This window comes from Agrobacterium sp. CFBP2214, from assembly GCF_030209895.1.
GTDB classification, from domain to species: Bacteria; Pseudomonadota; Alphaproteobacteria; order Rhizobiales; family Rhizobiaceae; genus Agrobacterium; species Agrobacterium radiobacter.
Map to the genome: position 1 here is coordinate 121516 of NZ_JARVRC010000010.1, position 26870 is coordinate 148385.

A 26870-nucleotide genomic window follows, 5' to 3' on the forward strand; every position below is an offset into this window, starting at 1 on the left:
CTGCGGTGCGCTATAGGAGAGATGGAATGACGAACAGAAACAGAAAAACCGCTTTGCTTGCCAGTGTCATGGCTGGTGTTGCGGCCACGCTGATATCCGCCAATGCCATGGCGGCCGATCTGGCCCCGGCAGCGCCGGCGCCCACCGCCGAAGAGGCGATTGCCGCGGCAAGCCCGTGGATGCTGCGCGTGCGCGGCCTCGGCGTCATCACCAATGACAGCGGCAGCGTCGACGGTGTGCCGGGCGCGGACCTGTCCTATTCGGATACGGTGATCCCGGAACTCGACATCAGCTATTTCTTCACCCCGAATATCGCCGCCGAGCTTATTCTTGGCACCACCTACGCCAAGATCAACGGCGAGGGCGTGCTCGCCGGAACGCCAGTGGGCAAGACATGGCTGCTGCCGCCGACGCTGACGCTGCAATATCACTTCACCGATTTCGGCGCCTTCAAGCCCTATATCGGCGCGGGTGTGAACTATTCGATGTTCTACAACCAGTCCGAAAAGCCGGGTTTCAGCAATCTGGACGTCAAGAACAAGTTCGGCGCGGCCGTGCAGGTCGGTTTCGACTATATGCTGGACGAGCATTGGGGCGTGAACTTCGATGTGAAGAAGATCTTCCTGAAGACCGACTGGACCGCCGAACTGGGTGGCACGCCGATCAGCGGCAAGGCGAAGCTCGATCCCTGGCTTATCGGTGCGGGTATCACCTACCGTTTCTGATCAAGGGATCGGTTGAGCGCCGCCTTTGACGGGCGGCGCTTTCTGAGATATAGGGACGGCCACGGGCAAGGAGCCCCGGCCGTCCGCAGGCGTTTACGCCCCTGGTGAAGCTCTTCCTTTAATAACGGTCATCCCATGTTTTGCATGTCGTCGATGGCAACGCGGACCCCCTTCGGAACATTCGGCATGCTCATGTTGGAGAACCGTTATGTACGTGTCCAAACCGCTTCCCGCGCTTGAGGGGCTGAAGGAACAGGCGAAACGCCTGCGCGCCGCTCTCGAAGGCGAGGGACAGGCAATCACCCATTCGAAAGCGCTGGAACTCATCGCCGCGCAATATGGCTTCCGCGACTGGAATACCCTCCACGCATCAGCCGGCAACCGCCCCGCCTTCAACCCCTACCTTCTGGGCTCAAGGGTGGAAGGCTTTTATCTAGGCCAGCCCTTCGTGGCTTCGGTGCTGGGCGTACAGGCGCTCGGCGGCGATCCCGAACGCTACCGGCTGACCCTGCATCTCGACGATCCGGTGGATGTGGTGACTTTCGAAAGCTTTTCAGCCTTCCGGCAGCGGGTTCACTGCAACGTTGATACATCCGGCCGGACGGTGGAGAAAACCTCCAACGGTCGGCCGCAGGTGGAACTTGTCTGGTAAGGAGGCGCTGAAGGTTCTAGCGATGGCGCAAGCACCCGCCGAGTGGCGGGTGTCCCGTTTCTGTGACCAAGCCTAAATCCGCTTGCCCGATGCATCGAACAGATGGAAATCCTTTGCCTGTGCGGCGATCCGCAGCGTCTCGCCGATGCGCAGCTGCGAACGGCCGTGGACGCGGAAAACGATCGCGGTGCCATCGGCGAAGGAACCATGCACATAGCTTTCCGCCCCCACCAGTTCCACGGCATCCACTTGCACGGTGCCGGTGAAGGCGGCATCCGCGGGGGCTTCATCGGCAAGGGTGATGTCTTCGGGGCGAATGCCGAGCGTGGCGACGCCCTGTGGCAGTGCAGTGGTTCCCTGCACCGACCAGCCGGAAGAGCCGTTGGCCGTCGCCGTGCCGTGGTTGAGCAGGTTCATGGAGGGGGAGCCGATGAAGGTGGCGACGAAGGTGGTGGCCGGTTTTTCGTAAAGCTCGATCGGCGTGCCCATCTGCTCGATGCGGCCGGCATTCAGCACCACCAGCCGGTCTGCCAGCGTCATGGCCTCCATCTGGTCATGGGTCACGTAGACGCTGGTGGTGGCGAGCGAGCGTTGCAGGCGGCGGATTTCGACGCGCATCTGCACGCGCAGCTTGGCGTCGAGGTTGGAGAGCGGCTCGTCGAACAGGAAGGCTGCCGGCTTGCGCACGATGGCGCGGCCCATGGCGACGCGCTGGCGCTGGCCGCCGGAAAGCTGGCGCGGCCTGCGCTCCAGGAACTGTTCGATTTCGAGCGCCCTGGCCGCCTCGGTGATACGCCGATCGATCTCGTCCTTCGGCGTGTTGCGGTTCTTCAGGCCGTAGGCAAGGTTCTGCCGCACCGTCATATGCGGATAAAGCGCATAATTCTGGAACACCATGGCGATGTCTCGGTCCGACGGTTCGAGATCGTTGACGACGCGATCACCGATTATGATCTGGCCGCCCGAAATGCCCTCCAGTCCGGCAATCATGCGCAACAGGGTGGATTTTCCGCAGCCGGAGGGGCCGACGAGAACGATCATCTCGCCGTCGGCGATCTCCATCGATACGCCCTTGATGGCCTCGACATTGCCGCCATAAACCTTGCGGACGTCTTTCAGCGCAATTTTTGCCATTACTTCTCGGTCTCCACCAAACCTTTGACGAACCAGCGCTGCATCAGCACCACAACGATAACAGGGGGGATGATGGCGAGGATCGCCGTCACCATCACATAATTCCAGGGCGTCGAGGCATCGGTGAAATCCACCATGCGCTTGAGGCCGATGATGATCGTGTTCATCTTGGCGTCGTTGGTCACGAGCAGCGGCCAGAGATATTGGGTCCAGCCATAGATGAACAGGATCACGAACAGAGCGGCGATATTGGTTTTCGACAGCGGCAGCAGGATATCGCGCATGAAGCGGAACGGGCCGGCATTATCGATACGCGCCGCCTCGACCATCTCACCGGGAATGGTGAGGAAGAACTGCCGGAACAGGAATGTTGCCGTTGCCGACGCCATCAACGGCAGTGTCAGTCCTGCATAGGTATCGATCAGGCCTAAATCGACGATGACCTTGTAGGTGGGCAGGATACGCACTTCCACCGGCAGCATGAGCGTGATGAAGATCATCCAGAAAAAGCCCATGCGGAAGGGAAAGCGGAAAAACACAATCGCGAAGGCCGACAGGAACGAAATGACGATCTTGCCGATGGCGATGGCGAGCGCCACGACGAAGCTGTTGAACAGCAGCCGCTCGAGGCTGACGCCGACGACACGCTCGACGCCTCCGACCATGGCGTCGGTATAGTTTTCACCGAGATGGCCGCCGGGCAGCAGCGACATTGGCGGGCGGATGATGTCGTTCGACGTCATCGAGGAGGCGACGAAGGTGTAATAGATCGGGAAGGCCACGATAATGATGCCGAGAACGAGCATCAGATGGGCGATCACGCGTGCGACGGGGCGATTTTCAATCATGGGAAATCCTCAGCCGTAATGCACGCGCTTCTCGACGAAGCGGAACTGGAAGGCGGTGAGCGCGATGACGATCACCATCAGGATGACGGATTGCGCGGCGGAAGAGCCGAGATTGAGGTTCACGAAGCCATCATTATAGACCTTGTAGACCAGCGTTTCCGTGGCCTTTGCAGGCCCGCCGCCGGTCACGGCATGGATGATGCCGAAGGTATCGAAGAAGGCGTAGACAGTGTTGACGACCAGCAGGAAGAAGGTTGTCGGCGCAAGCAGCGGGAAAACGATGGTCCAGAAGCGTCGCGCACCACGCGCGCCGTCAATGGAGGCTGCCTCCAGCAATGATTTAGGAATTGCCTGTAAGCCTGCGACAAAAAACAGGAAATTGTAACTGATCTGCTTCCATGCCGCGGCAGCGACGACGAGCAGCATGGCCTGATTGCCGTTGAGCAGCGGGTCCCACATGATGCCGTTGCGGCGCAGGATATAGGAGAAGGTTCCCATGGCCGGGTTGAACATGAAGAGCCACAACATGCCGGCCACGGCGGGCGCGACGGCGTAAGGCATGATCATCATGGTGCGGTAAAAGCCCTTGCCGCGCACCACGCGGTCCGCCGCCGTTGCCAGAAGCAGCGCCAGCCCCATGGAGACGAGTGCGGTCAGGATGCTGAAGATGACCGTGACCTGCAGCGAGTTCAGATAGCTCTCGTCTGAAAGTACGGCGGAAAAATTGGCCAGCCCGACGAAATTGCTGCTCAGCCCGAAGGCGTCCTCGCGCATGGTCGACTGGTAGAGCGCCTGGCTTGCAGGCCAGAAGAAAAAGATCACCGTGAGGATGATCTGCGGTGCGACCAGCAGATAGGGCAGGATCTTGTTGGGGAATACGACGCTTTGCACGGCGATCTCCTGATGAGATGGGAGTGCCGCCCGCACCGGATAAGGATGCGGGCGGGGGCAGGGATCGTTTAGTTGCCGATGGCCTGCTTGATGGCCGCATCACCGCGCGTGACAATCTTGTCGAGCGCCGTCTTTGCGTCCTGCTTGCCGGCCAGCATCGCCTCATACTCCTCGTTCATGATGTCGCGCACCTGCGGCAGGTTCATGAGACGAACGCCCTTGGAATTTTCCGTCGGCGGCTTGCCCATCATCTGCAGAAGCGGCGTCTCACGGGCGGGGTTCTTGTCGTAGAAGCCGGATTTCTTGGTTTCCTCATAGGCCGCGATCGTCACCGGCATGTAGCCGGAGACCTGATGCAGGCGTGCCTGGATTTTGGTCTGGGAGAGGAAATGGAAGAATTCGGCCACGCCCTTATATTCGGCATCGCTCTTGCCGCCGAAGACCCAGAGGCTCGCGCCGCCCGGAATGGTGTTCTGCGGACCATGGCCCTCATAGTAGGGAAGCTGGCCGATGCCGTAGTTCATGCCGGTCTTGACGATATCGCCAAGGCCGCCGGAGGATTCGGTCAGGATGCCGCATTCTCCGGACATGAACAGCTGCTTGGCTTCCGAAGTGCGGCCGCCATAACGGAAGACACCGTCTTTCGCCAGATCGGCAATCGCCTGGAAGTGTTCAACGAAGAGCGGCGCGTTGACGGCAAGCTTCACATCGGTGCTGCCAAGCCCGTTTTCATTACTGCCATAGGAAACGTTGTTCCACGCGGCGAAGTTTTCAGTCTGAATCCAGGTGAGCCATGTGGAGGTGAAACCGCATTGGGCGGCACCGCTGGTCTTGATCTTCTTGGCGGCTTCGAAAACTTCCGGCCATGTCTTCGGCGGGTTGGCGGCATCGAGGCCGGCTTTCTGGAAGACATCCTTGTTGTAATAGAGGATCGGCGAGGACGAATTATAGGGGAAGGACAGCATGGTGCCGTCAGGCTTGGAATAATAGGCGACGATGCCGGCCAGATATTCGTCCTTGTTGAAGGTATAACCGCCTTCCTTCAGAACATCCGCCACCGGCTTGATGGCGCCGGCGGCACCCATCATCACACCCGAGCCGGCGTCGAAGACCTGAATGATCGCGGGCGGCTGCTTGGCGCGGAAGGCGGCAATGCCGGCATTCAAGGTTTCCGGATAGGTGCCCTTGAAGACGGGCGTGATCTTGTAATCTTTCTGGCTCTCGTTGAACTCTTTCGCCAGCGTATCCACGACCTCGTTATTGGCGCCGGTCATGGCGTGCCACCACTGGATTTCCGTTACTGCATATGCATTCGATGTGACAAAAAACGAAAGCGCGGATGCCGCGGCGAGGCGGTAGCTGAGTTTTTTCAAGGTGATTCCTCCCATTATGAAAACAGTAAAAGATACAGCCCCTTAATTGCAGTCTATCCTCCTCGATCCGGCTGCGGGTGATCTTTCCTGTATTAGCACTACCGATTAAAAGCGAACTCTAACGAAAATGCAAGAGAACGTGGAACGATTAAAACGAAAGTGAAGGAAACGGATTTATTATTCCATTTCCTTCGTTCCGTGGTTTTTTCATGCGCCCGAGAGTTGGGAGCATGTGGCCATGGACATTTTCTTATCCGGCATAAGGGAATTGCTCTCGCCGGAAATCCCGTAATCGTCATTGATATGTTATTACATTACGTATTATGGTGCCGTGAATTTTATGGATAGCGAAGGTGCTGACGTGTTCGGAATGAAGCGGAAGAAGGCGGTGGAGCGCAGGGACGACCCAACCGTCGCGCCATCCGTCAGCACGGTGCCGGTCACCCTGCTGACGGGTTTTCTGGGGGCGGGCAAGACGACGTTGCTGAACGAGCTTCTGGCTGAGCCGGCCATGGGTGATGCCGCTGTCATCGTCAATGAATTCGGCGCGGTGCCCATCGATCACGGTCTGGTTCGGACGGGTTCTGAACGATATTTCAGAACGACGACGGGCTGCATCTGCTGTACCGCCACCAGCGATATTCGCACCTCGCTTTACGAGCTGCATCAGGCCTTTCTGGAAGGGGTGGTGCCTGGTGTATCGCGCGTCGTTATCGAAACCACCGGCCTTGCCGATCCCGCACCGATCATCAACAGCCTGATCGCCGGCGGCACGCCGGCGCTTGGCCTGCGTGATCACATTGTCGCCCGGCATTTCCATCTTTCAGGCGTGGTGACGGCTTTCGACGTTGTCGCCGGCCCGGCGATGCTCGACAGTTTTATCGAGGGCTGGAAACAGCTTGCCTTTGCCGACCACGTCGTCCTGACGAAAACCGATCTTGCGGATGCTGCGGCTATTGACCGCGAAAGCCTCGCCGATCTCAATCCTGCGGCGTCGTTTCATGACCGTAATGCGGCCGGCTTCGACCTGATGTCGTTATTTAAGGCATCGGATTATTCGCTGCGCGGCAAGCCGGAGGATGCGCCGGGATGGTTGGCGGCCGACAGGCTGAGCCTTCATGCCGCCCATCAGCACGATATCAACCGCCATGGTGTCGGGGTCGAGGCCTTCGATCTCACCTTTGACGGCGCTTTGGATCCGCAGGCGATTGTCACTTTTCTTGAACTCGTCACCAGCAATGTGCATTCCGGCCTGTTGCGGCTCAAGGGAATTTTCGGTGCGACAGATGACCCGGAGCGGCCGGTTGTCGCCCATGCGGTGCAGCATCGGCTTTATCCACTGACCCGGTTGGAAAGCTGGCCGGATGGCAACCGCGCAACGCGCATCGTCCTGATCGGCATGGATATGCCGCAGCAGCCAATCCGCGATCTCTTTGACACATTGGCCTCGCAGGCGGGGCGGAAGGCATTCCGATGACGGTAAAAACGAATCCGCTTGCGCGCAGCGGCTCCGCGATCGTCTCGCAGGCCCGCATCATGAAGGACTGGACGCGGGAGCTGCTGTTTCTTTCAGAAGACGACATCGTCTCCGTCCAAGAGATTTCCTGCGCGCTGCCGAATTGCCCGCCGAAGGAAACCGTAATACTCATTCTGTCCGCATCCGGCAAGACTCGGCAATTGTCGGTTCATAAGGCGCTGCTGGATGTAGCCCGCCATGATGTGGTTCAGGCAATTGCCGCCGATGTGCCGTAAGGCCGTGTGAAATGTAGCCCGCTTGACGCCGGGGGCGTCATCCGGCACTTCGGCAAAGACCGTGAGATTCGCGGATGATGAAGGGCAGGCAATGGCCGATCTGGCAGTATATGCGGGTTTGTTTCTGACGGCGTTCATCGCGGCGACCATTTTGCCCATGCAGTCGGAGGCGGCACTGGCGGGCCTCATCCTTCTTAAATCCCAGCCTGTCTGGCTGCTGGTGGCCGTGGCCAGCGCCGGCAATGTCGCCGGCTCCTTTGCCAACTGGCTGCTCGGCCGCGGCATTGAGCGCTTTCGGCGTGAACGCTGGTTTCCGGTCGGGGAGGCGGCGCTGGAGCGCGCGCAGAACTGGTATCGTCGTTATGGCAAATGGTCCCTGCTGCTCAGCTGGGCGCCGCTGATCGGTGATCCGCTAACGGTTGCCGCCGGCATCATGAAGGAGCGGCTACCGGTCTTCCTGCTGCTGGTCACCATCGCCAAGGTCGGGCGTTATCTTGTGCTGGCGTTGGTAACGCTGAATTTTCTGTAGTATTTCAATTGTTTATTTTCGCGAGAGGGTGTTCCCTTTCGTCTCCCCGGCGGGGAGAAGATGGCCCGAAGGGTCAGATGAGGGGGCAAGCGCAGAGATTTGCGGAGAGCTTGCCCCCTCAACCCGCTGCCGCGACCTTCTCCCCGGCGGGGAGAAGGCGAAAGACGCATCCGCTCGGCTAAAATGCGGGCGGTGGAGTCAATCAGGCTGCCTGCCTGTCCCAGCTGGCGAAGGGGTCCGGCAGGTGCCGCCATGCATCCGGCGTGAATGCTTCGGTATCGATAAGGCAGGCATCGAGCTGCGCGCGGATGCGCGCCTCGCTCATCGGATCGGAGCCGATGAAGACGATTTCCTGTCGGCGGTCACCGAAGACCGGGTCGAGATAGGGCTTCATCATATCCAGAAACTGCTTTTCGCGCGGCCATTGCTCCCTGGGCACGGCGGACCACCAGAGGCCCATCCTGCCGGTGCGGACCAATGCGCCGGCCTGACTGATCTCGCCGACATAACGCGGACGCGTTGCCAGCCAGAAGAAGCCTTTGGCGCGCACCACCCCCGGCCAGGCGCGGTCGATGAAGCGCTGGAACAGTACGGGGTCAAACGGCTTTTGGGCGCGATAGACGAAGGAGCGGATGCCATATTCCTCGGTTTCGGGAATGTGATCCTTGAAGCCGTGCAATTCCTTGAACCACAGGGGGTGTTCTTCGGCTCTGGCGAAATCGAAACGGCCGGTGCCCAAAACCTCCTTCAGCGCCACCTTGCCGAAATCGGCCTCGATGAGTTTCGCATCCGGGTTCAGTCCGACGATGATCTTGCGTGCGGCATCCCTCTCATCCGGCGTGGCGGTGCCGATCTTGTTGAGGACGACGACATCGGCAAATTCGATCTGCTCCACCAGAAGATCGACGATCGTGCGGTTGTCACCTTCGCCCGCCGTTTCGCCCCGGTCGGCCAGAAAATCGGACGAGCCGTAATCCTTGAGAAGATTGGCGGCATCCACCACCGTCACCATGGTGTCCAGACGCGCGACATCGGAAAGGCTGCGGCCGTTTTCATCGCGAAAATCGAAGGTTGCTGCGACCGGCAGCGGTTCGGCGATGCCGGTGGATTCAATCAGCAGGTAATCGAAACGACCCTGTTCGGCCAGCGCCCGCACCTCGGTCAACAGGTCGTCGCGCAGCGTGCAACAGATGCAGCCATTGGTCATTTCCACCAACTGCTCTTCCGTACGGGAGAGATTGGCGCCGCCATCGCGCACCAGCGCGGCGTCGATATTGATCTCGCTCATGTCATTGACGATCAACGCGACGCGCAGACCATCGCGATTGGCGAGAATATGATTGAGAAGCGTCGTCTTGCCGGCGCCCAGAAAGCCGGAAAGCACGGTGACGGGAAGTTTTTTTGACATGTGGACCTCGTTCTTTAGCAACGCTCGCGTGGACCTCACGGCGGACACGCGGACGATCTGGAAACGACGGGTTCAATGCTGCCCCGTCCGTATTCTGTAACGTAATAACATTACATATTGATTGCGTGTCAACGGGCGACAGAAAAAAACCTCCCGCAACGCGAGGTGGTCTGTGGCTTGCGCAGAGCGCAACGTCATCTTTCCAAGAGTTAATGTTATTTCATTACATATTCGTTTGACGAATGTAATAACATTACATATCAAGAGCCATCGAATGACATCCTGCCCCGGAGGGATCGATGAACGATCCGTGCCTTGCCTTCAAAAACCTGACACTTGGATATGCCGGCCGCGCGGCGGTGCATCATCTGAATGGCGATATCGCCAAAGGCTCGCTCACTGCGGTGGTCGGCGCCAATGGTTCTGGAAAATCGACGCTGATGAAAGGCATTGCCGGCATTCTGAAGCCGCTCGGCGGCGAATGCCGGGTGAGTTCAGGTATTTCCGTCGCCTATCTGCCACAGCAATCGGAACTCGACCGTTCCTTTCCGGCGCAGGTGCGGGATCTGGTGGCACTTGGTCTCTGGCCGAAACGCGGCCTGCTCGGCCGCCACCGTCCCGCAGACCGGGCGGCGATGGGCCGCGTCATGGAAGCGGTCGGGCTTTCCGGTTTTGAGAGGCGCAATATCGACTCGTTGTCCGGCGGCCAGATGCAGCGCGCTTTGTTTGCCCGCGCCATGCTGCAGGACGCGCAGCTGATCCTGCTCGACGAGCCCTTCAACGCCGTCGACGAGCGCACCGTTGCCGACCTTATGGTGCTGATCAAATCATGGGTGGCGGAGGGGCGCACGGTTCTGGCCGTCCTTCATGACCATCAATTGGTGCGGCAGCACTTTCCTCAGACCCTGTTCCTTGCCCGGAAGCTCGTCGGTCTGGGCACGACAGCTGATGTCCTCAAGGCGGAGAACATCCGGCAGGCGCGGCATTTCCACGAGGCATGGGAGGAAAATGCACCCTGGTGTGAGCCGGCCGACGAGGCTTCGGCCCAAATAGTCGGGGCAAGTCCGCAAACGGCATCCGTCCATTCCCATGCCCACTCACACGCGAATTTGAATGCCCATGGCTGATATCTTCATCCAACCCTTCGTCCAGTATGTCTTCATGCAGCGCGCGCTTGCCGGTGCCTTGATCCTTGCCATCAGCTGCGGCCCGGTCGGGGTGTTTCTGATGCTGCGCCGCATGAGCCTGACAGGCGACGCCATGTCCCATGCCATCCTGCCGGGGGCAGCGGTCGGGTTTCTGTTCTACGGGCTGGAAATCCTGCCCATGACCATCGGCGGGCTGGCCGTAGGCCTACTGGTCGCGCTGGGCGCGGGTGCTGTGTCGCGCTTCACTATCCAGAAGGAAGACGCCTCGCTTGCCGCCTTCTATCTCATTTCACTGGCGCTCGGCGTGCTGCTCGTCTCGTGGCGCGGTTCGAGCGTCGATCTCATGCATGTGCTGTTCGGCACGGTGCTGGCGCTGAACAATGAGGCGCTCGGCCTGATCGGCGGCATCTGCATCGTGACGCTTCTGGTGATGATCACCTTCTGGCGGGCGCTGCTGGCGGAATGCCTCGATCCCCTGTTCCTGCGCTCGGTCAGCAACTGGGGCAGCCCGGTGCATTTCCTCTTCCTCGCCATCGTCGTGCTCAATCTGGTCGGCGGCTTCCAGGCGCTGGGAACGCTGCTGTCGGTCGGCCTGATGATGCTGCCCGCCGCCGCCAGCCGCTTCTGGTCCAACCGCGTCGCACCCATGTGCTTCATCTCCATCGGCATCGGCATGGTTTCCTGCTTTGCGGGCCTGCTTTTGTCCTATCACGCGTCGCTGCCATCAGGCCCGGCGATCATCCTTTCCGCGGGCGTCATCTATGCGCTCTCCATCCTCGTCGGCACGCGCGGCGTGCTCAGCGATCTTCTCGGTTCCGGCCGTCACAGAGCGGCCTGAAAACAGCGTTCGAAAAAAGGAGAACCTTCATGTTCAAAACCCTCCGTCTAGCAACGGGCGTCAGCCTTCTTTCCCTCTCCCCGGTTCTGATGGCGCAGGCGTCCGCCGCCGAACTCAAGGTCGTGGCGAGCTTCTCGATCATTGCCGATTTCGCCAAAAACGTTGGCGGTGACCGCGTCGAAATCACCACGCTGGTCGGGCCGGATGGCGATGCCCATGTCTATGAGCCCCGCCCGGCCGATGCCGTCGCCGTCAGCAAGGCCGATGTGGTGCTGGTCAATGGTCTGGAATTCGAAGGCTTCCTGAAGCGGCTGATCGACACAAGCGGCACAAAGGCGCCGGTGGTGGAACTGACGAAGGGTGTGGAGCCGCTCAAGCTTTCCGAAGAGCCGGCCGGTCACGCCCATCCGGAAGCGGAAGAAGAGGAAGGTCACGATCACAAGGCAGAAGAAGCCGGCCACAAGCACGAGGCGGCCGAGGCCCATGATCACGACCACGGCCATGAGGGACACCACCATCACGGCGAGTTCGACCCGCATGCCTGGCAGTCGATCAAGAACGCCGAAATCTACGTGAAGAACATTGCCGGCGCATTTTGCGAGGTCGACAAGGCCGGTTGCGCCACGTACACCGCCAATTCGGATGCCTATATCGCCAAGCTTGCCGCTCTGAACGAGAAGGTGAAGACCGAGATCGCCGCCATCCCGCCGGAAAAGCGCGTCATCATCACCTCGCATGACGCTTTCGGTTATTTCGAGCATGCCTATGGCCTGAACTTCCTCGCGCCGGAGGGCGTATCGACGGAATCTGAAGCCTCCGCTGCCGATGTCGCCAAGCTGGTGGATCAGGTGAAGCACGACAAGGCTTCGGCAATCTTCGTAGAAAACATCACCGACAAGCGGCTGATCGACCAGATCGCCAGCGAAACCGGCCTCAAGGTTGGCGGCACGCTTTATTCCGACGCGCTTTCGACCGCCGACGGCCCGGCTGCCACCTATATCGACATGATCAACCACAATATCGAGACGATTACGGCGGCCGTTCTCAGCCAGTAAAACGGGCAGTTTCGCTATGAGCTGGGGAGGGTGGCATGCGCCGCCCTCTCTGCTTTTTGTGGTTTGCCCGTGCAGATATTTATGCAGTTCGACCGCAGGCGCAGAAGCCGTCGAGATTTCGCTGCGTCATCAAAAAACCTTGCGCAGGAAAAACCGGCTGTGCGGCCCGGGATAGTTCTCAATGGTGCCAAAGACCTCGTAGCCTTGCTTCTTGTAAAATTCGGGAGCCTGAAATGCGAAGGTATCGAGCCAGGTCCCTTTGCAACCTTCACCTTTTGCCCAGTCTTCCGCATCTCGAAGTAACCTTGATCCGAGATTTTCGCCACGCATGGCTTCCGGAACGAACAGCAGCTCGATGAAAAGCCAGTCGTAATAGAGCTTCGCCCACAAGCCGCCGCGAACTTCATTTTCGTTATCGCGGAGCAAGAGCGCCAGCGGCTTGTAATTTTCATCTCCCGCTTTTGCGAGATTGTAAGCAAGAAGAGGCTCAAGGATGGCCTTTCGATCCTCTTCCGATGGCTCCAAAACACGCTGAATAGTCACGAGAGGCATTTCCATCTCCGTCGATTCCTGACCTTGGGAATGAATTCGATAGTAGATGAATGCACGGTTGTCACGCCCACTTGCTGGCGCAAATATGCGGCCTGCTGTGGAGCGAGAAGGCGGGACAGCATCAGAGCGACAATCCCTTCGCGATGACCCTGGAACTGCTCCTTTAGCGATTTCCATATCGGTGCTACACACCATCTTCATGGCTGATGCGCTTCACATCTTCACCGACGGCTCCTTCGATAATGCCTCCCGATCCGGAGGATGGGCGTTCGTCGTTCATGAAGCAGGCCATCAAGTCCATTCCGCCTCGGGCAAGACGGTTGGCGCATCGAACAATACGTTCGAGGTCCTCGCTGTCCTGAACGCAATGTCCTGGATCGCCGCCGAGGCGCCAACGCGGGCAGTCACGCTCTGGACGGACGCTGTTCATGTCATTGAAGGCTGCCGCCGATATAGGGCCATCTGGCGCACCAATGGCTGGAAGCGGATCACACCTAACCAGCGCACCCGCCGAAGACCGATCCCCGACAGGGAAATCTGGCAGCAGCTCGACAATCTGCTGGAGCGGCATCCCCATGTGGTCGTGGAATGGTGCAAAGGGCATTCCGGCACTGTCGGTAATGAGTATGCCGATGCATTGGCGCGTGGGGTAGCCCGCGCTACGGTGAATTAGTCGGCGGCCGTCAGTCGCCGAGATTCGGCGCGCTAAGCTCTTAACTCCAGTCACTTTCGGTCTCGATCTTTTCCCGTATCGGGCGGTTGCGCGGTACTTTTTTACCGCAACGTCAACCCACGTAATCACCCACGGCGACCTGAATCGTTTCAGGTATTTTGTGCCATTTCGGAGGCACAACAGGACATCGTGAAGGAGTGGCTCCACCAGCATCCGTCCTTGCCGGTTGACAATCCATCCACCCCTTGAAATGGTAAGATGTCAGACCAATTTAGAGGGTGCGTCTTGGACAGATCCAGCCGGGAACTCATGCAGCCGATTCCGCCGAGCGACCGCGTGCGCCAGGTCGAGGCCGCTCTTTCCGACTATGTGGAGCGGGCAGGGCTGAAGGCGGGAGACCGGCTGCCGGCGGAGCGGGAACTGATGGCGGCGCTGGGCGTGGGCCGATCCACCATCCGTGAAGTCATCCGCAAGTTTCAGGCGCTGGGTGTCATCGACAGCCGCAAGGGCAGCGGCAATTATCTGCTGAAGCCGATTTCCGCTGCCACCGTGCATATGCCGATTTCCATCGATGCCGAAAGCCTGCGCGATGCGCTTTTGATGACGCTGGAGGTGCGGCGTGGCATCGAAGTGGAAGCGTCCATGGCGGCGGCGCGCCGCCGCACGGCGGAAGATATTGTCACGATGGAAGCGCGGCTCGATGAGATGGAGCGGGTGCATCTGGCTGAAGGCACGTCCGGCAAGGCCGACCTTGCCTTCCACCTCTCCATCTACGACGCCACGCATAATTCGCTGTTCAAGCAGCTGCTCGAGCAGATGCGCGAAGGTTTCGAACGTTTCTGGCTGAAGCCTTTCGACCGGCCGGACTTTGCAAGCCGCTCCTTCCCTTTTCACCGCACGCTGTTCAACGCCATCGCCGCCGGCGATGCGGAGACCGCCCGTGAAGAAACACTGAAAATCCTCGCTGTCGTCGAGGAGGATATCAAGGACATGTCGAAATGAACCAAGGCAACGATCTCTTCGATCCCGCCTCCCTGATCGTCGCCCATGACGAGACCCACGCTTTCGAAGCTGTGGTCCCGCCGCTTGTGCAGACCTCGCTTTTCACCTTTTCCAGCTACGACGAAATGGTTTCCACCTATCGCGGCGAAAAGGTGCGGCCGGTCTATACGCGCGGGCTGAACCCGACCGTCAGGATGTTTGAGGAAATGCTGGCGAAGCTCGAAGGCGCGGAAGACGCGCTCGGTTTTGCAAGCGGCATGTCGGCCATCTCGTCCACCGTTCTTTCCTTCGTGTCGCCGGGCGACCGCATCGTCGCGGTGCGCCACGTTTATCCCGATGCCTTCCGCCTGTTCGGCACCTTTATGCAGCGCATGAATATCGAGGTGGTCTATGTCGACGGCCGCGACGAGGCAGCGGTTGAAAAGGCTATGCCGGGCGCGAAGCTTTTCTACATGGAAAGCCCCACCAGCTGGGTGATGGAGGCCCATGATGTCGGGGCGCTCGCCGCGATTGGCAAACGCCATGGTGCCGTCACCGTCATCGACAATTCCTGGGCAAGCCCGGTCTTCCAACAGCCGATTTCGCTCGGCGTCGATCTTGTGGTGCATTCGGCGTCGAAATATCTAGGCGGCCATAGCGATGTGGTCTCCGGCGTGGTTGCCGGTTCCAAGGCGATGATCGACCGCATCCGGGCAGAAACCTATCCTTATCTTGGCGGCAAGATGTCGCCTTTCGATGCCTGGTTGCTCATTCGCGGGCTTCGTACCCTGCCGCTGCGCATGAAGGCGCATCAGGCCTCGGCGCTGGATATCGCAACCCGCCTGCAGGCGCTCGATGTGGTGGAGAAGGTCTGCCATCCGGGGCTGGCGAACCGCCTGCCACCGGGCCTTAACGGCACGTCAGGCCTGTTTTCATTCATTTTCAAAGAAGGGGTGGATGTGCGCACTTTTGCCGACCGCCTCAAGCTTTTCAAACTGGGTGTTTCCTGGGGCGGGCACGAGAGCCTGATTGTCCCCGGTGAAGTGGTGCTCGAACAGAAGGCGCAGCCAAACTCCGCCCACACGTTCGGCATCAGCGCGCGTTCGGTGCGCCTGCATGTCGGACTGGAGGGCACCGAGGCGCTCTGGAACGATCTCGAACCCGCGATCAAGGCGGCTTCCGCCGCCTGACGCATTTTTAAACTGACGACAAAAAAGGGGAGAACGACATGAAAAAACTGGTAGCAGCAGCAATCTTTACCGCCTTGATGACCGGAACGGCGCTAGCGGACACGACCTTGAAACTGGTCGAAGTCATTACAAGTCCCGAACGGACGGAAACGCTGAAGGGCATCGTCTCGAAGTTCGAAAGCGCCAATCCCGGCACCAAGGTGGAAATCATCTCCTTGCCCTGGAGCGAGGCCTTCCAGAAATTCGCCACGATGGTCTCCGCCGGCGATGTGCCTGATGTGATGGAAATGCCCGACACCTGGCTGTCGCTTTACGCCAATAACGGCATGCTCGAGAGCCTGGAACCTTATCTTGCCAAGTGGGAACACACCAAGGGTCTGAGCGAGCGCACGCTGGAACTCGGCCGCGATGTGAAGAACACGGCCTACATGCTTCCGTACGGTTTTTATCTCCGGGCCATGTTCTACAACAAGAAACTGCTGGAACAGGCCGGTGTGAAGGAACCGCCGAAGACGCTCGACGAATTCGCCGATGCTTCGAAAAAGGTTGCGGCACTTCCCGGAAAATATGGCTATTGCCTGCGCGGGGGGCCCGGCGGCCTTAACGGCTGGGTCATGTTCGGCGCGTCCATGGCAGGATCGAACGAGTTCTTCACCAAGGACGGCACGTCCACCTTCGACAGCCCCGGCTGGGTGAAAGGCCTGACCTATGTGATCGATCTCTACAAGAACGGGTTGGCGCCGAAGGACAGCGTCAACTGGGGCTTCAACGAGATCGTCGCGGGCTTTTATTCCGGCACCTGCGCTTTCCTCGATCAGGATCCCGATGCCCTTATCGCCATTGCCCAGCGCATGAAGCCGGAAGATTTCGGTGTCATGACCATGCCGAAGGGACCTGACGGCAAGACCTTCCCGACCATCGGTTTTGCCGGCTGGTCGATCATGTCGGCCTCCGCCAACAAGGACCTTTCCTGGAAGCTGGTCGAGACGCTTGAAGGGCCGGAAGGCAATATCGAGTGGAACAAGAAGACCGGTGCGCTGCCGGTGCACAAGTCGGCGGAGAAGGACCCCTTCTATGCCAGCGAGCAGTTCAAAGGCTGGTTCGATGAGCTGGCGGACAAGAACGCCGTACCGACGACGATGCCGACCTATCTTGAGGAATTCGCCTTCTTCAAGGATTCGCTTGTCATCAAGACATCGCAGGAAGCGCTGCTCGGCGATATCACGCCGGAAGACCTCGCCAAGCAATGGGCTGATTACATGACCAAGGCGCAGCAGAAGTTCCTGGCCTCCAAGTAACGATACGGGTCGGCCGCGCGGGCGTTGATGCCCGTGCGGCGGTCTTGCCGGGCCTTCGCTGCGGCGGGCCTATTCTTGAAATTTTCGGATCGGCCGGCGCGAGGCTGGAAACATGTCCGTTCCGTCGTCCGATCAGGGAGCGATACAATGTCCTATGCCCATGGCGCCGGGCCGGTGGCCGCGCGCAAACCAGCTGGCAAACCAGCGATGCGAAGGTTTGCCGACTGGGCCGAACCCTGGCTTTACAGCGCCCCGGTGCTCGTGCTCATCGTCGCCGTCATGCTGGTGCCGCTGGTACTCGGCCTTTCCTATGCGTTTCGTGATGTGCAGCTGCTCAATCCGTTTTCCGGCGGTTTCGTCGGCCTGAAACATCTGGAGGCGCTGTCGCAGGATGCGGCCTTCTACCGGGCGCTGAAAAATACGCTGTGGTGGACCGGTGCTTCGGTGTTTCTGCAATTCTTCTTCGGCCTCATTCTAGCGCTGCTGCTGGACAAGCCTTTCGCGGGCAGGGGGCTGGCGCAGGCGCTGGTGTTTCTGCCATGGGCGGTGCCAACGTTCCTCGCCGGTCTCAACTGGGCATGGCTGTTCAACCCCGTCATTGGGCCGCTGCCGCACTGGATGGTCTCGCTCGGGCTTCTCTCCGCACCCAACAATATTCTCGCCGATCCGCATCTCGCCATGTGGGGGCCGATCATCGCCAATGTCTGGTGGGGCATTCCCTTCTTTGCCATCACATTGCTTGCCGCACTTCAGGCCATCCCGCGCGATCTTTACGAGGCGGCGGAAATCGACGGGGCAAACCCGCTGCAACGTTTCACCTCCATCACGCTGCCGTTTCTCGCGCCCACCATCGCCATCACCGTTTTGCTGCGCACCGTCTGGATCGCCAATTTTGCCGATCTCATCATCGTCATGACCAATGGCGGACCGGCAGACCGCACCCAGATCGTCGCCAGTTACATCTTCACGCAGGCCTTCCGGCGGCTCGATTTCGGTTATGCCTCGGCCATTGCGCTGGTGCTTCTGGTGCTGCTTCTGGCCTATTCCATGCTCATCGTGCTCCTGCGCCAACGCCTTATCGAGAAGGACTGACCGATGACATCAAGGATATTCCTCACCCTTGCCCATCGCCTGGCGATTCTCGCCTATATCGTCTTTGCGCTGTTTCCGCTGTTCTGGCTGCTCAAGGTCTCCGTCACGCCGAATGACCTGCTTTATAGCGAGGGCGTGCGGATGTGGCCGTCGCATGCGACGCTTGATCACTACCGTTATGTCATAGAAAACAGTGCCTTCCCGACATTTTTTAAGAACAGCGTCATCGTTGCCGGCTCCACGGCGCTTGCCGTTACGGTACTCTCGTCACTATCAGGTTATGCGCTGTCGCGATTCCGCTTCAAGGGTAAATACTGGATAGTGGCGCTGATGCTGATTACCCAGATGTTTCCGCTGGTCATGCTGGTCGCGCCGATCTTCAAGATGCTGTCGCCGCTCGGCCTTACCAACAGCCTCACCGGTCTCGTCATCGTCTACACCGCCTTCAACGTGCCCTTTGCCACCTTCCTCATGCAGTCCTTCTTCGACGGTATTCCGAAGGATCTGGAAGAGGCGGCGATGATCGACGGGGCAAGCCGCTTCACGGCATTCCGCCAGATCATCCTGCCGCTGACATTGCCGGGCATCGCTGCGACGCTGGGCTTCGTCTTCACCGCCGCGTGGAGCGAGTTGCTGTTTGCACTGATGCTGATTTCGGGCAACCAGAGCGCCACATTCCCGGTCGGGCTGTTGACCTTCGTTTCAAAGTTTTCCGTCGATTTCGGGCAGATGATGGCGGCGGGTGTTCTGGCGCTCATTCCGGCCTGTCTCTTCTTCCTGCTCATTCAACGTTATCTCGTGCAGGGCCTGACGGCCGGCGCGGTGAAAGGATAATCCCATGGCTTCCATCGAGCTGAAGAATGTCGGCAAGACCTATGGCGACCTTGCGGTCCTGCACGGGGTCGATCTGAAGATCGAGGACGGCGAATTCATCGTCCTCGTCGGCCCATCCGGCTGCGGAAAATCGACACTTTTGCGAATGATCGCCGGTCTGGAGGAGATTTCAGCGGGCGAATTGACCATCGACGGTGAGCGCGTCAACGACCGCAAGCCGAAGGACCGGGATATCGCCATGGTGTTCCAGTCCTATGCGCTTTATCCGCATATGAGCGTCGCCGACAATATGAGCTACAGCCTGCGCCTGCGCCGCAGCACCAAGGAGACAATCGCGGCGGCCGTGGCCGGTGCTTCGGCGAAACTCGGTCTCGATCCCTATCTGGCGCGCCGTCCGAAGGCGCTTTCCGGCGGCCAGCGCCAACGCGTCGCCATGGGCCGGGCCATCGTGCGCCAGCCTAAGGCATTTCTGTTCGATGAGCCGCTCTCCAACCTCGATGCACGGCTTCGCGAGCAGATGCGGGCCGAAATCAAGCGCATGCATGCTGATCTCGGCGCTACCTCGGTTTATGTCACCCATGACCAGATCGAGGCGATGACGCTAGCATCCCGTATCGTCGCGATGAATGCCGGCCATGTGCAGCAGATCGGCGCACCGCTCGATCTCTACGATCGCCCAGCCAATCTGTTCGTCGCTGGTTTTATCGGTTCGCCGGGCATGAATTTTCTGGAAGGACGGCTCGGGCGGGAAAATGGCGGTAGTTTCGTCGTGCTCGGCGATGGCACACGCCTCGAACTCGGCCGCGACGTGAAGCTTGCCGATGGTGAGCCGGTCACACTCGGTATCCGGCCGGAACATGTCACCGTCTCGCCTGCGGATGGTGCTGTCGAGGCGACCGTCGATCTCGTCGAGCCGACGGGTCTCGGCATCATCCTGCACCTGACCGTGCATGGATTGCCCTTCAAGCTGTTTTCTTCTGATCGGGCGCTGTTGCAGCCGGGCAAGTCCATGCGGGTCGGTTTCCCGCAGGAACGGCTTCATGTTTTTGACCGAAACGGTGTCAGGATCGACGAGGCCTGAACTTGAGGCGTCATATCGCGATGCCCTTTTCATCGAACCTGTGGATTTTGGTATCATCGGGTGTGATGAAGACGGTATCGCCATGCCTGCATTCGAACTCGCCGTCGGTTCTGGCAGTGATCGGCCCGATGCCCTGGACCTCGAGATGCAGGAAAGTGTCGGAGCCGAGATGCTCGGCAACCGTGACCTTGCCCTGCCACAGCCCGCTCTCTTTCGACAGCACCAGATGCTCCGGCCGCACACCGGCGGTAGTCGCACCTTTTTGCCGGGCGTAATCGCCGGTCACCAGGTTCATGCGCGGCGAACCGATGAAGCCGGCGACGAAGAGGTTGCGCGGTGTCTTGTAGAGCTCCATCGGCGAACCGACCTGCTCGATATTGCCGCGGTTCAGCACCACGATCTTGTCGGCCATGGTCATGGCCTCCACCTGGTCGTGGGTGACGTAGATCATCGTCGTCTTTAACGTGTTGTGCAGCTCGGAGATTTCCAGCCGCATGGTGCCACGCAGCGCCGCATCGAGGTTGGAAAGCGGTTCGTCGAACAGAAACGCTTTCGGTTCGCGCACGATGGCGCGGCCGATGGCGACACGCTGGCGCTGGCCGCCGGACAGTTGCGAGGGCCGGCGTTCGAGATAATCGGTGAGGTTGAGGATGCGGGCGGCATCGTCGACCTTCCTGTCGATGACAGCCTTGTCGAGCTTGGCCATCTTCAGCGGGAAGGCGATGTTGTTCCTGACACTCATATGCGGATAAAGCGCATAGGACTGGAACACCATGGCAAGGCCGCGCTCGGCCGGGGCCTTTTCGGTGGCGTCCTTGCCGTCGATGACGATCTTTCCGCCGGAGACGTCTTCCAGCCCGGCGATCAGCCGCAGCAGCGTCGACTTGCCGCAGCCGGACGGGCCGACGAAGACGACGAACTCGCCGTCATGGATGTCGAGATCGATCGACGGGATGACTTTTGCCTCGCCGAAGAGCTTGGACACGTTCTGAAGGGAAATGCTGCCCATTATTGTCGTTCCTTATTTCACGGCGCCGAAGGTGAGGCCACGCACGAGTTGTTTCTGCGAGAACCAGCCAATGACGAGAATGGGGGCGATCGCCATCATCGAGGCGGCCGAGAGCTTGGCCCAAAACAACCCCTGCGGTGAGGAGAAGGAGGCGATGAAGGCCGTCAGCGGTGCCGCATTGGTGGTCGTCAGCCGGATGGTCCAGAAGGATTCGTTCCAGGCGAGAATGACGTTCAGAAGCAGCGTCGAGGCAATGCCCGGAACCGCCATTGGGGTCAGCACATGCACGATCTCGTTCCAGAGCGAGGCACCATCCATGCGCGCTGCTTCCAGGATCTCGCCGGGGATTTCGCGGAAGTAGGTATAAAGCATCCACACCACGATCGGCAGGTTGATGAAGGTGAGCATGACGGTCAGCCCAATGCGGGTATCGAGCAGGCCGGCATTGCGGAAGATCAGGTAGATCGGCACCAGCACCGCCACCCCCGGCATCATCTTGGTGGAGAGCATCCACATCAAAATGTCCTTGGTGCGTTTGGTCGGCGAGAATGCCATGGCCCAGGCGGCGGGAATGGCGATCATGAGCGCGATGATCGTCGAGCCGAGCGACAGCACGACCGAGTTCATGAACGGCTTGAAGTAATCGCGCTGGGTCTGCACGGTGATGTAGTTTTCGAGCGTGCCCGAGGGAATGAGGCTGAAGCCTGCGATCGCCTCCGGCTCGGTCTTGATCGAGGTGAGGAAGGCGTAAAGGATCGGGAAGAACAGCAAAAGCGCCACGGCCCATGCCGCGATGGTGAAGCCGATCTTTGCGCGTGTCGTTGTCTTGCGGGCCATGATCGCTTCTCCTTAACGGTCGAGGTTCTTGCCGACGGCGCGCATCAGGAAGATGGCGACGATATTGGCGAGCACGACGGCGATGATGCCACCGGCCGATGCGCCGCCGACGTCGTAACCCAGAAGCGCCGTGCGATAGATGAGGAAGGCAAGGTTGGTCGAGGCATAACCCGGCCCGCCATTGGTGGTGACGAGGATTTCCGCGTAAACGCCGAGCAGGAAGATCGTCTGGATGAGGATGACGACGGTGATGGCGCGGGCAAGATGCGGCAGCGTCAGGTAGATGAAGCGGTTGATGAAGTTGGCGCCATCCATCTCGGCCGCTTCCTTCTGCTCGCCATCGAGCGACTGGAGGGCGGTGAGCAGGATCAGCGTGGCAAAGGGCAGCCATTGCCAGGCGACGATGATGATGATGGAGAGCAGCGGAAACTGCGCGAACCAGTCGACCGGCTGCAGGCCGAAGAAGCGCGACAGATCGGCAAGTACGCCGTAACCGGGATGCATGATCATGTTCTTCCACACCAGCGCCGCGACAGGCGGCATGACGAAGAAGGGCGAGATGATCATGATGCGCACGATGCCCTGACCGAAGATGTCCTGGTCAAGCAGAAGCGCAATCGCAATACCGCCGATGACGGTGATCAGAAGCACGCCGCCGACGATCAGCAGCGTGTTCCAGATCGACTGGAAGAAGGCCGGATCGGTGTAGAAATACTGGTAATTGAACAGGCCCGCGAAGCTGACATTGGCAGGGTTGAGGAGATTGTAGTTCTGGAACGAAAACCACAGCGTCATCGCCAAAGGCACGATCATCCATACCAGCAAAAGCAGGACCGACGGCGCTAGCATCACCCGCGCCAGACCGCTCGTGTTCCGTGTTGCCATGATAGTCCCCTCCCAGAAAGACACCCGCTGGGGCATCCAAACTCAATGATTGTCTCAGTGGCGACCTTCGCCCGTTGCTGCGTGGTAGGTCGCCAGTACCTGATCCACCGCCGCGACCAGAACCTCCTCCATATCCTTGCCCGCAACCGTCGCGAGCGGTAGCTCGCCGAGATACTGCCGCAGCAGGGTCTCGGGAATTGTCTTCCCATCCAGTGCCTTGTGCAAGGCGGAAACGGCCGCAAGCGCCTCCGGCCGCGTCCAGTAATAGCGGATACGGTCGCTGTAGCTGTAGTGGCGCTGCAATCGGAGCGTGATGTCATCGCCATGATAATGTCCGCGCCAGTCACCGGGCGAGGAGAGCATCAGCTCTTCCATGGTCCGCGCCAGGGGACGATCGCCATAGTCGCTGACCATCTCGGATGCGATCATGTCGAGAGCGTAAAGCGCCTCGCGATAGGCGAAGGTCAGGCCGGGACCCACTTTCAGGATGGGATATCCATCGCATACCAGTGTCGTGAGAGCGGCCTGTGTCTGGTAATCGGTGGAATGGGCCTCGAAAACCAGTTGTGGTTCGGCATCCAGCACGGCGCTCAAGGCAATGGCTGCCTGTGGATTATAAGCGACGACATTGTCGCTGCCGAATTCCACGCCGGGCTGTACGACGAAGGCGATGACCCGTTCGAACGCATCGGAAAGACCATGCCGTGCGAAGATTTCGCGGTGAAGCTCGATTGTCTGGCGCGCTGCCTGCGGCTCCGTTGGTGCAACCGTGTCGAGCACATGATCGGCGCCGCCCGGCACCGGCACTTCGGTACCGAGAATATAAAGCGGTTTTGGCAAGCCGGACTCGATGGCTGCCTTTTCGGCGACGGCCGCGAGTTTCGCGGCCCGGTTGGCAATCGTGACGTCGTCCAGCGCTGCCGGCTCACCGTCGCAGCCCATCGATGCATCAAGATGGATCTTGCGAAAACCCGCCGCCACATAGGCCTCGACCATCGCGGCGGCTTTTGTCAGCGCATCTTCGGCCTTTTCCCTGCGCCAGGGATTGGGGCCGAGATGATCGCCGCCAAAGATCACTAGTTCGCGGGGCAATCCTTCTTCCTCGGCAATGCTGTTGACGAAGGTGACGAAGTCCCGCGGTGTCATGCCGGTATAACCGCCGAGGTGATTGACCTGGTTGCAGGTGGCCTCGATCAGCACCGGTGTTTTGCCGGCGGCGGCGCGGCGAATTGCGGCGCGCAAAACCACGGGATGGGCGGAGCAGACTGAGGTGATGCCAGCGGGCCTGCCGGAGCGGCGCGCGGCGGCGAGATTTTCGAGTATGCCGGTCACAGGATTTCCTCCGACAGTTGCGCGGCCAGAAAGGCGTCGAGTTCGGAAAGGCTGACGGCGCCCTCCATCGGGCCGCGGCGAGTGACATTGTGCGCGCCGGCGGCATTGGCGTAGGCGAGCGCCTTTTGTGGATGCATGCCGAGGCGGCGGCAGGTGAGATAGGTTGCGCCGAAACAGTCGCCGGCACCGGTCGGGTCGACTTCGCGAACCCTCAGGCCGGGGGCGTCGATACGTCCATGGGTACGGCTGAAATGGCTTGCGCCATCCGCACCGCGTTTCAGCACGATCTCGCCGATCCCGGAGGCGAGGAGCTTTTCGATCGCTGCGTCCTCGTCATCCAGACCTGAGGCGGCCTGAAGCTCTTCGCCGGAAGGCAGCAGAAGATCGGTGACACCAAGGAGATCATCGATCAGCCTGCGGCCGGCATCGTCCTGCGCCAGTTCCTTGCGGATGTTCGGATCAAAGGACACCGAGCCGCCGCGCGCCTTGACGCTTTTGATCGCTTCCAGAATGATCTCGCCAATACCGGCAATCGCGAAGGCCGATCCCATGACATGCACATGCCCGGCTTTTTCAATGAGGGCCTGCGCTTCATCCGTCATATGCGTTTCGCGCGCCGCCGAATGGGCGATGTTGAAAACGAAGTCCCGCGCGCCGTTTTCCCGGTAACGCACGAAGGCGCTGCCCGTCGGTCGGTCGGCTATTGTGGCGATGGCCGAGACATCAACGCCGTCGCGGCGGAGCCTTTCGACATTGAGACGTCCGAAATCATCGTCACCAACTGCGGCGATGATGCCGGCGCTTCCGCCACAACGCGCCACCTGATCGGTGAAGATGGCCGGTGCGCCGCTCGGAAAGGGGCCGATCAGCGATTGCGGTTCGAGAAAGCCGTCGCCCACCGTCGTCGCCATGATTTCCACGAGGATTTCACCTGCCGTGATGGTCGGACCTTTCGTGTGCGGCGCCAGTGCGGATGTCTGCCTCATCGTTTCTTCCTTATGCATTCGGTCCCGGCCTTTCGGGCGGGGAAAATCCCGCCATTCCGCGGACTCTTGCTTTCGGATATCATTCAAAAATTTACGCGCGTCAATATATGTGATGATAAAAATTTTGCTGCATCGCGGCGGGATGGCTGCTCGATGAAATAATTTTTGAAGATGTTATTCGCGATAAAACAATCATTTATGGTATTTTCGGCGACGTTGCCGTGATTGGTTTTATTTTCGTATGTTGACAAAGGAGTGAATTTTGAAGGATAAAAAATTTACGCATGTATTGTTATGCGTGGACATCCGTAAAGGAGGAGCGGGTATCATGAACAAATTTATGGGAATTCTGTCATCGTCCGTGGTCGGCATCGGCCTTTTCGCCGGTCTTGCGCAGGCGGAAGAAATCAACATCGCCACCGTCAACAATGGCGACATGATCATCATGCAGAAGCTTTCCAGCGCCTGGGAGAAGGAAACGGGCAACAAGATCAACTGGATCGTGCTGGAAGAGAATGTCCTGCGCGAGCGTGTCACCACCGATATCGCCACCAATGGCGGCCAGTTCGACATCATGACCATCGGCGGTTACGAAGCGCCGATCTGGGGTAAGCAGGGCTGGCTGGCGCCGGTCGATGATCTCGGCGACGATTATGATTACGCCGATCTGCTCGATCCGATCAAAAAAGGCCTGACGGTGGACGGTAAGCTTTACGCGGTGCCGTTTTATACCGAAAGCTCGTTCACCCTTTACCGCAAGGACCTGTTCGACGCCGCCGGCCTGAAGATGCCTGACAATCCGACCTACGACCAGATCAAGGATTTTGCCGCCAAGCTGACCGATAAGTCGAAGCAGCAATATGGCATCTGCCTGCGAGGCAAGCCGGGCTGGGGCGAGAACATGGCTTTCCTCGGCACCATGATCAACACCTATGGCGGACGCTGGTTCGATATGGACTGGAAGCCGCAGCTGACGAGTGAGCCGTGGAAAAAGGCGATCTCGGATTACGTCGCGCTGATGACCTCTTACGGCCCGCCTGGTGCGGCAGCTAACGGCTTTAACGAGAACCAGACGCTGTTTTCATCCGGCCGCTGCGCCATGTGGATCGACGCCACCTCGGCAGCAGGCCGGGTCTATGATCCCAAACAGAGCCAGGTCGCCGACAAGACCGCTTTCACGCGGGCTCCGGTGGAGGCGACGCCGAACGGGTCGAGCTGGTCCTGGTCGTGGAACCTTGCAATTCCGAACAGCACGAAGAAGCTCGAAACCGCCAAGTCCTTCGTCAAATGGGCGACCTCGAAGTCCTATGTGAAGACGGTCGGTGAAAGCGAAGGCTGGGTGGCCGTGCCGCCGGGCACGCGCAAATCCACCTATGAGCTGCCGGAATACAAGAAGGCGGCGCCCTTTGCGGATACGGTGCTGAAGGCCATCATGTCGGCCGATCCGTCGAAACCGACCAAGGATCCGGTTCCCTATACCGGCGTGCAGTTCGTCGCCATACCGGAATTCCAGTCCATCGGTACGGTTGTCGGCCAGCAGATCGCGGCGGCCCTTTCCGGCCAGCAGACCGTCGATGCGGCGCTTGAGGGCGCACAGAAACAGGTCGAGCGTGACATGACCCGCGCGGGCTACATCAAGTAGCTGCGTCCTCCCGGCGTGCCGCCCGTTCGTCACTTTGGCGGCGGGCGGCATGGGTGGCCCCACACCCGCCGCCCTCATTCCTGTGCTTGTCACAGGAAACCAGCCAGCCCGAGTCCTTGGGCTGA

The 26870-nt window shown here is 59.6% G+C and carries 27 protein-coding genes; 16 read left to right on the top strand and 11 right to left on the bottom strand.

Translation table 11 applies throughout. The features are described 5' to 3' along the window. Positions 1-26 precede the first annotated feature (26 nt). Together QRN60_RS21840 and QRN60_RS21845 are read left to right on the top strand one after the other, a co-directional pair. A complete protein-coding gene (locus QRN60_RS21840) occupies positions 27-725 on the top strand; it encodes an OmpW/AlkL family protein (protein WP_080866755.1) in 699 nt (232 codons plus the stop codon). Positions 726-933: 208 nt separating this feature from the next. Then, on the top strand, positions 934-1377 hold the full coding sequence (locus tag QRN60_RS21845; protein ID WP_020813365.1) for a glyoxalase superfamily protein: 444 nt from the start codon (positions 934-936) through the stop codon (positions 1375-1377). Positions 1378-1449: 72 nt separating this feature from the next. Here QRN60_RS21845 and QRN60_RS21850 read toward each other — a convergent pair whose 3' ends face one another. The 4 genes from QRN60_RS21850 to ugpB all read right to left on the bottom strand — a co-directional run bounded on the left by QRN60_RS21850 (position 1450) and on the right by ugpB (position 5629). Beyond that, positions 1450-2511, bottom strand: coding sequence for a sn-glycerol-3-phosphate import ATP-binding protein UgpC (locus QRN60_RS21850; protein WP_111817728.1), 1062 nt, complete (start codon positions 2509-2511; stop codon positions 1450-1452). Continuing rightward, entirely contained in the window at positions 2511-3359 is an 849-nt protein-coding gene (gene ugpE / locus QRN60_RS21855) for a sn-glycerol-3-phosphate ABC transporter permease UgpE (protein ID WP_003506733.1), read from the bottom strand. Before ugpE ends, QRN60_RS21850 begins: the two co-directional genes overlap by 1 nt. Before the next feature lie 9 nt (positions 3360-3368). Next, positions 3369-4250 carry a sn-glycerol-3-phosphate ABC transporter permease UgpA gene (ugpA, locus tag QRN60_RS21860; protein WP_003506735.1) on the bottom strand — a complete coding sequence of 294 codons (882 nt, stop codon included), beginning with the start codon at positions 4248-4250 and terminating at the stop codon, positions 3369-3371. Positions 4251-4318: 68 nt separating this feature from the next. Further along, complete coding sequence (gene ugpB / locus QRN60_RS21865) at positions 4319-5629, bottom strand: sn-glycerol-3-phosphate ABC transporter substrate-binding protein UgpB (RefSeq protein ID WP_284766886.1); 1311 nt, start codon at positions 5627-5629, stop codon at positions 4319-4321. A gap of 364 nt (positions 5630-5993) precedes the next feature. On the opposite strand from ugpB, the gene QRN60_RS21870 reads away from it, so the two are divergent. The 3 genes from QRN60_RS21870 (at position 5994) to QRN60_RS21880 (ending at position 7904) form a co-directional block, all read left to right on the top strand. Beyond that, the gene (locus QRN60_RS21870) at positions 5994-7100 is read left to right on the top strand and encodes a CobW family GTP-binding protein (protein WP_473090684.1); all 1107 of its coding nucleotides are present in this window, start codon (positions 5994-5996) and stop codon (positions 7098-7100) included. Further along, on the top strand, positions 7097-7375 hold the full coding sequence (locus QRN60_RS21875; RefSeq protein WP_129567369.1) for a hypothetical protein: 279 nt from the start codon (positions 7097-7099) through the stop codon (positions 7373-7375). The genes QRN60_RS21870 and QRN60_RS21875 overlap by 4 nt, the downstream gene beginning before the upstream one ends. A 91-nt stretch (positions 7376-7466) precedes the next feature. Next, on the top strand, positions 7467-7904 hold the full coding sequence (locus tag QRN60_RS21880; protein WP_003506741.1) for a YqaA family protein: 438 nt from the start codon (positions 7467-7469) through the stop codon (positions 7902-7904). A gap of 202 nt (positions 7905-8106) precedes the next feature. Here QRN60_RS21880 and zigA read toward each other — a convergent pair whose 3' ends face one another. Then, on the bottom strand, positions 8107-9312 hold the full coding sequence (zigA, locus tag QRN60_RS21885) for a zinc metallochaperone GTPase ZigA (protein WP_111782286.1): 1206 nt from the start codon (positions 9310-9312) through the stop codon (positions 8107-8109). 299 nt (positions 9313-9611) lie between these two features. On the opposite strand from zigA, the gene aztA reads away from it, so the two are divergent. The 3 genes from aztA to aztC are packed head-to-tail and all read left to right on the top strand — an operon-like array spanning position 9612 to position 12353. Next, the gene (gene aztA / locus QRN60_RS21890) at positions 9612-10439 is read left to right on the top strand and encodes a zinc ABC transporter ATP-binding protein AztA (protein ID WP_111817726.1); all 828 of its coding nucleotides are present in this window, start codon (positions 9612-9614) and stop codon (positions 10437-10439) included. Continuing rightward, on the top strand, positions 10432-11298 hold the full coding sequence (gene aztB / locus QRN60_RS21895; protein ID WP_077998654.1) for a zinc ABC transporter permease AztB: 867 nt from the start codon (positions 10432-10434) through the stop codon (positions 11296-11298). Before aztA ends, aztB begins: the two co-directional genes overlap by 8 nt. A gap of 29 nt (positions 11299-11327) precedes the next feature. Further along, positions 11328-12353: a zinc ABC transporter substrate-binding protein AztC gene (gene aztC, locus QRN60_RS21900; protein WP_003510406.1), complete on the top strand. Its 1026-nt coding sequence runs from the start codon at positions 11328-11330 to the stop codon at positions 12351-12353. Positions 12354-12482: 129 nt separating this feature from the next. Here aztC and QRN60_RS21905 read toward each other — a convergent pair whose 3' ends face one another. Beyond that, positions 12483-12905 carry a GNAT family N-acetyltransferase gene (locus tag QRN60_RS21905; protein ID WP_111817725.1) on the bottom strand — a complete coding sequence of 141 codons (423 nt, stop codon included), beginning with the start codon at positions 12903-12905 and terminating at the stop codon, positions 12483-12485. A gap of 199 nt (positions 12906-13104) precedes the next feature. Here QRN60_RS21905 and QRN60_RS21910 point away from each other — a divergent pair, with 199 nt between their 5' ends. From QRN60_RS21910 to QRN60_RS21940, 7 genes are all read left to right on the top strand, one after another. After that, positions 13105-13578, top strand: a complete 474-nt coding sequence (locus QRN60_RS21910) for a ribonuclease H family protein (RefSeq protein ID WP_111817775.1) — start codon at positions 13105-13107, stop codon at positions 13576-13578. A 309-nt stretch (positions 13579-13887) separates the two neighbouring features. Then, positions 13888-14580 (top strand): FadR/GntR family transcriptional regulator, encoded by a 693-nt coding sequence (locus QRN60_RS21915; protein ID WP_003510400.1) that lies wholly within the window; start codon positions 13888-13890, stop codon positions 14578-14580. Then, on the top strand, positions 14577-15749 hold the full coding sequence (locus QRN60_RS21920; RefSeq protein ID WP_112212290.1) for a PLP-dependent transferase: 1173 nt from the start codon (positions 14577-14579) through the stop codon (positions 15747-15749). The genes QRN60_RS21915 and QRN60_RS21920 overlap by 4 nt, the downstream gene beginning before the upstream one ends. Before the next feature lie 38 nt (positions 15750-15787). Continuing rightward, positions 15788-17047 (top strand): ABC transporter substrate-binding protein, encoded by a 1260-nt coding sequence (locus QRN60_RS21925; protein ID WP_107677434.1) that lies wholly within the window; start codon positions 15788-15790, stop codon positions 17045-17047. A gap of 147 nt (positions 17048-17194) precedes the next feature. Then, positions 17195-18139 (top strand): carbohydrate ABC transporter permease, encoded by a 945-nt coding sequence (locus QRN60_RS21930; RefSeq protein WP_111782290.1) that lies wholly within the window; start codon positions 17195-17197, stop codon positions 18137-18139. A 3-nt stretch (positions 18140-18142) separates the two neighbouring features. Further along, positions 18143-18973 (top strand): carbohydrate ABC transporter permease, encoded by an 831-nt coding sequence (locus QRN60_RS21935; protein ID WP_003510396.1) that lies wholly within the window; start codon positions 18143-18145, stop codon positions 18971-18973. A gap of 4 nt (positions 18974-18977) precedes the next feature. After that, the gene (locus QRN60_RS21940) at positions 18978-20054 is read left to right on the top strand and encodes an ABC transporter ATP-binding protein (protein WP_025595914.1); all 1077 of its coding nucleotides are present in this window, start codon (positions 18978-18980) and stop codon (positions 20052-20054) included. A gap of 10 nt (positions 20055-20064) precedes the next feature. Here QRN60_RS21940 and QRN60_RS21945 read toward each other — a convergent pair whose 3' ends face one another. The 5 genes from QRN60_RS21945 to QRN60_RS21965 are packed head-to-tail and all read right to left on the bottom strand — an operon-like array spanning position 20065 to position 25121. Next, a complete protein-coding gene (locus tag QRN60_RS21945; RefSeq protein ID WP_113078833.1) occupies positions 20065-21063 on the bottom strand; it encodes an ABC transporter ATP-binding protein in 999 nt (332 codons plus the stop codon). A gap of 12 nt (positions 21064-21075) precedes the next feature. After that, on the bottom strand, positions 21076-21900 hold the full coding sequence (locus tag QRN60_RS21950) for a carbohydrate ABC transporter permease (protein WP_003510506.1): 825 nt from the start codon (positions 21898-21900) through the stop codon (positions 21076-21078). 12 nt (positions 21901-21912) lie between these two features. Continuing rightward, a complete protein-coding gene (locus QRN60_RS21955; RefSeq protein WP_113078829.1) occupies positions 21913-22785 on the bottom strand; it encodes a carbohydrate ABC transporter permease in 873 nt (290 codons plus the stop codon). Positions 22786-22839: 54 nt separating this feature from the next. Beyond that, positions 22840-24117 (bottom strand): D-tagatose-bisphosphate aldolase, class II, non-catalytic subunit, encoded by a 1278-nt coding sequence (locus tag QRN60_RS21960; protein ID WP_111781222.1) that lies wholly within the window; start codon positions 24115-24117, stop codon positions 22840-22842. Beyond that, positions 24114-25121 carry a tagatose kinase gene (locus tag QRN60_RS21965; protein ID WP_162695934.1) on the bottom strand — a complete coding sequence of 336 codons (1008 nt, stop codon included), beginning with the start codon at positions 25119-25121 and terminating at the stop codon, positions 24114-24116. Before QRN60_RS21965 ends, QRN60_RS21960 begins: the two co-directional genes overlap by 4 nt. Positions 25122-25431: 310 nt before the next feature. Here QRN60_RS21965 and QRN60_RS21970 point away from each other — a divergent pair, with 310 nt between their 5' ends. After that, positions 25432-26745, top strand: a complete 1314-nt coding sequence (locus QRN60_RS21970; RefSeq protein WP_112212238.1) for an ABC transporter substrate-binding protein — start codon at positions 25432-25434, stop codon at positions 26743-26745. The last annotated feature ends 125 nt before the right edge of the window (positions 26746-26870 follow it).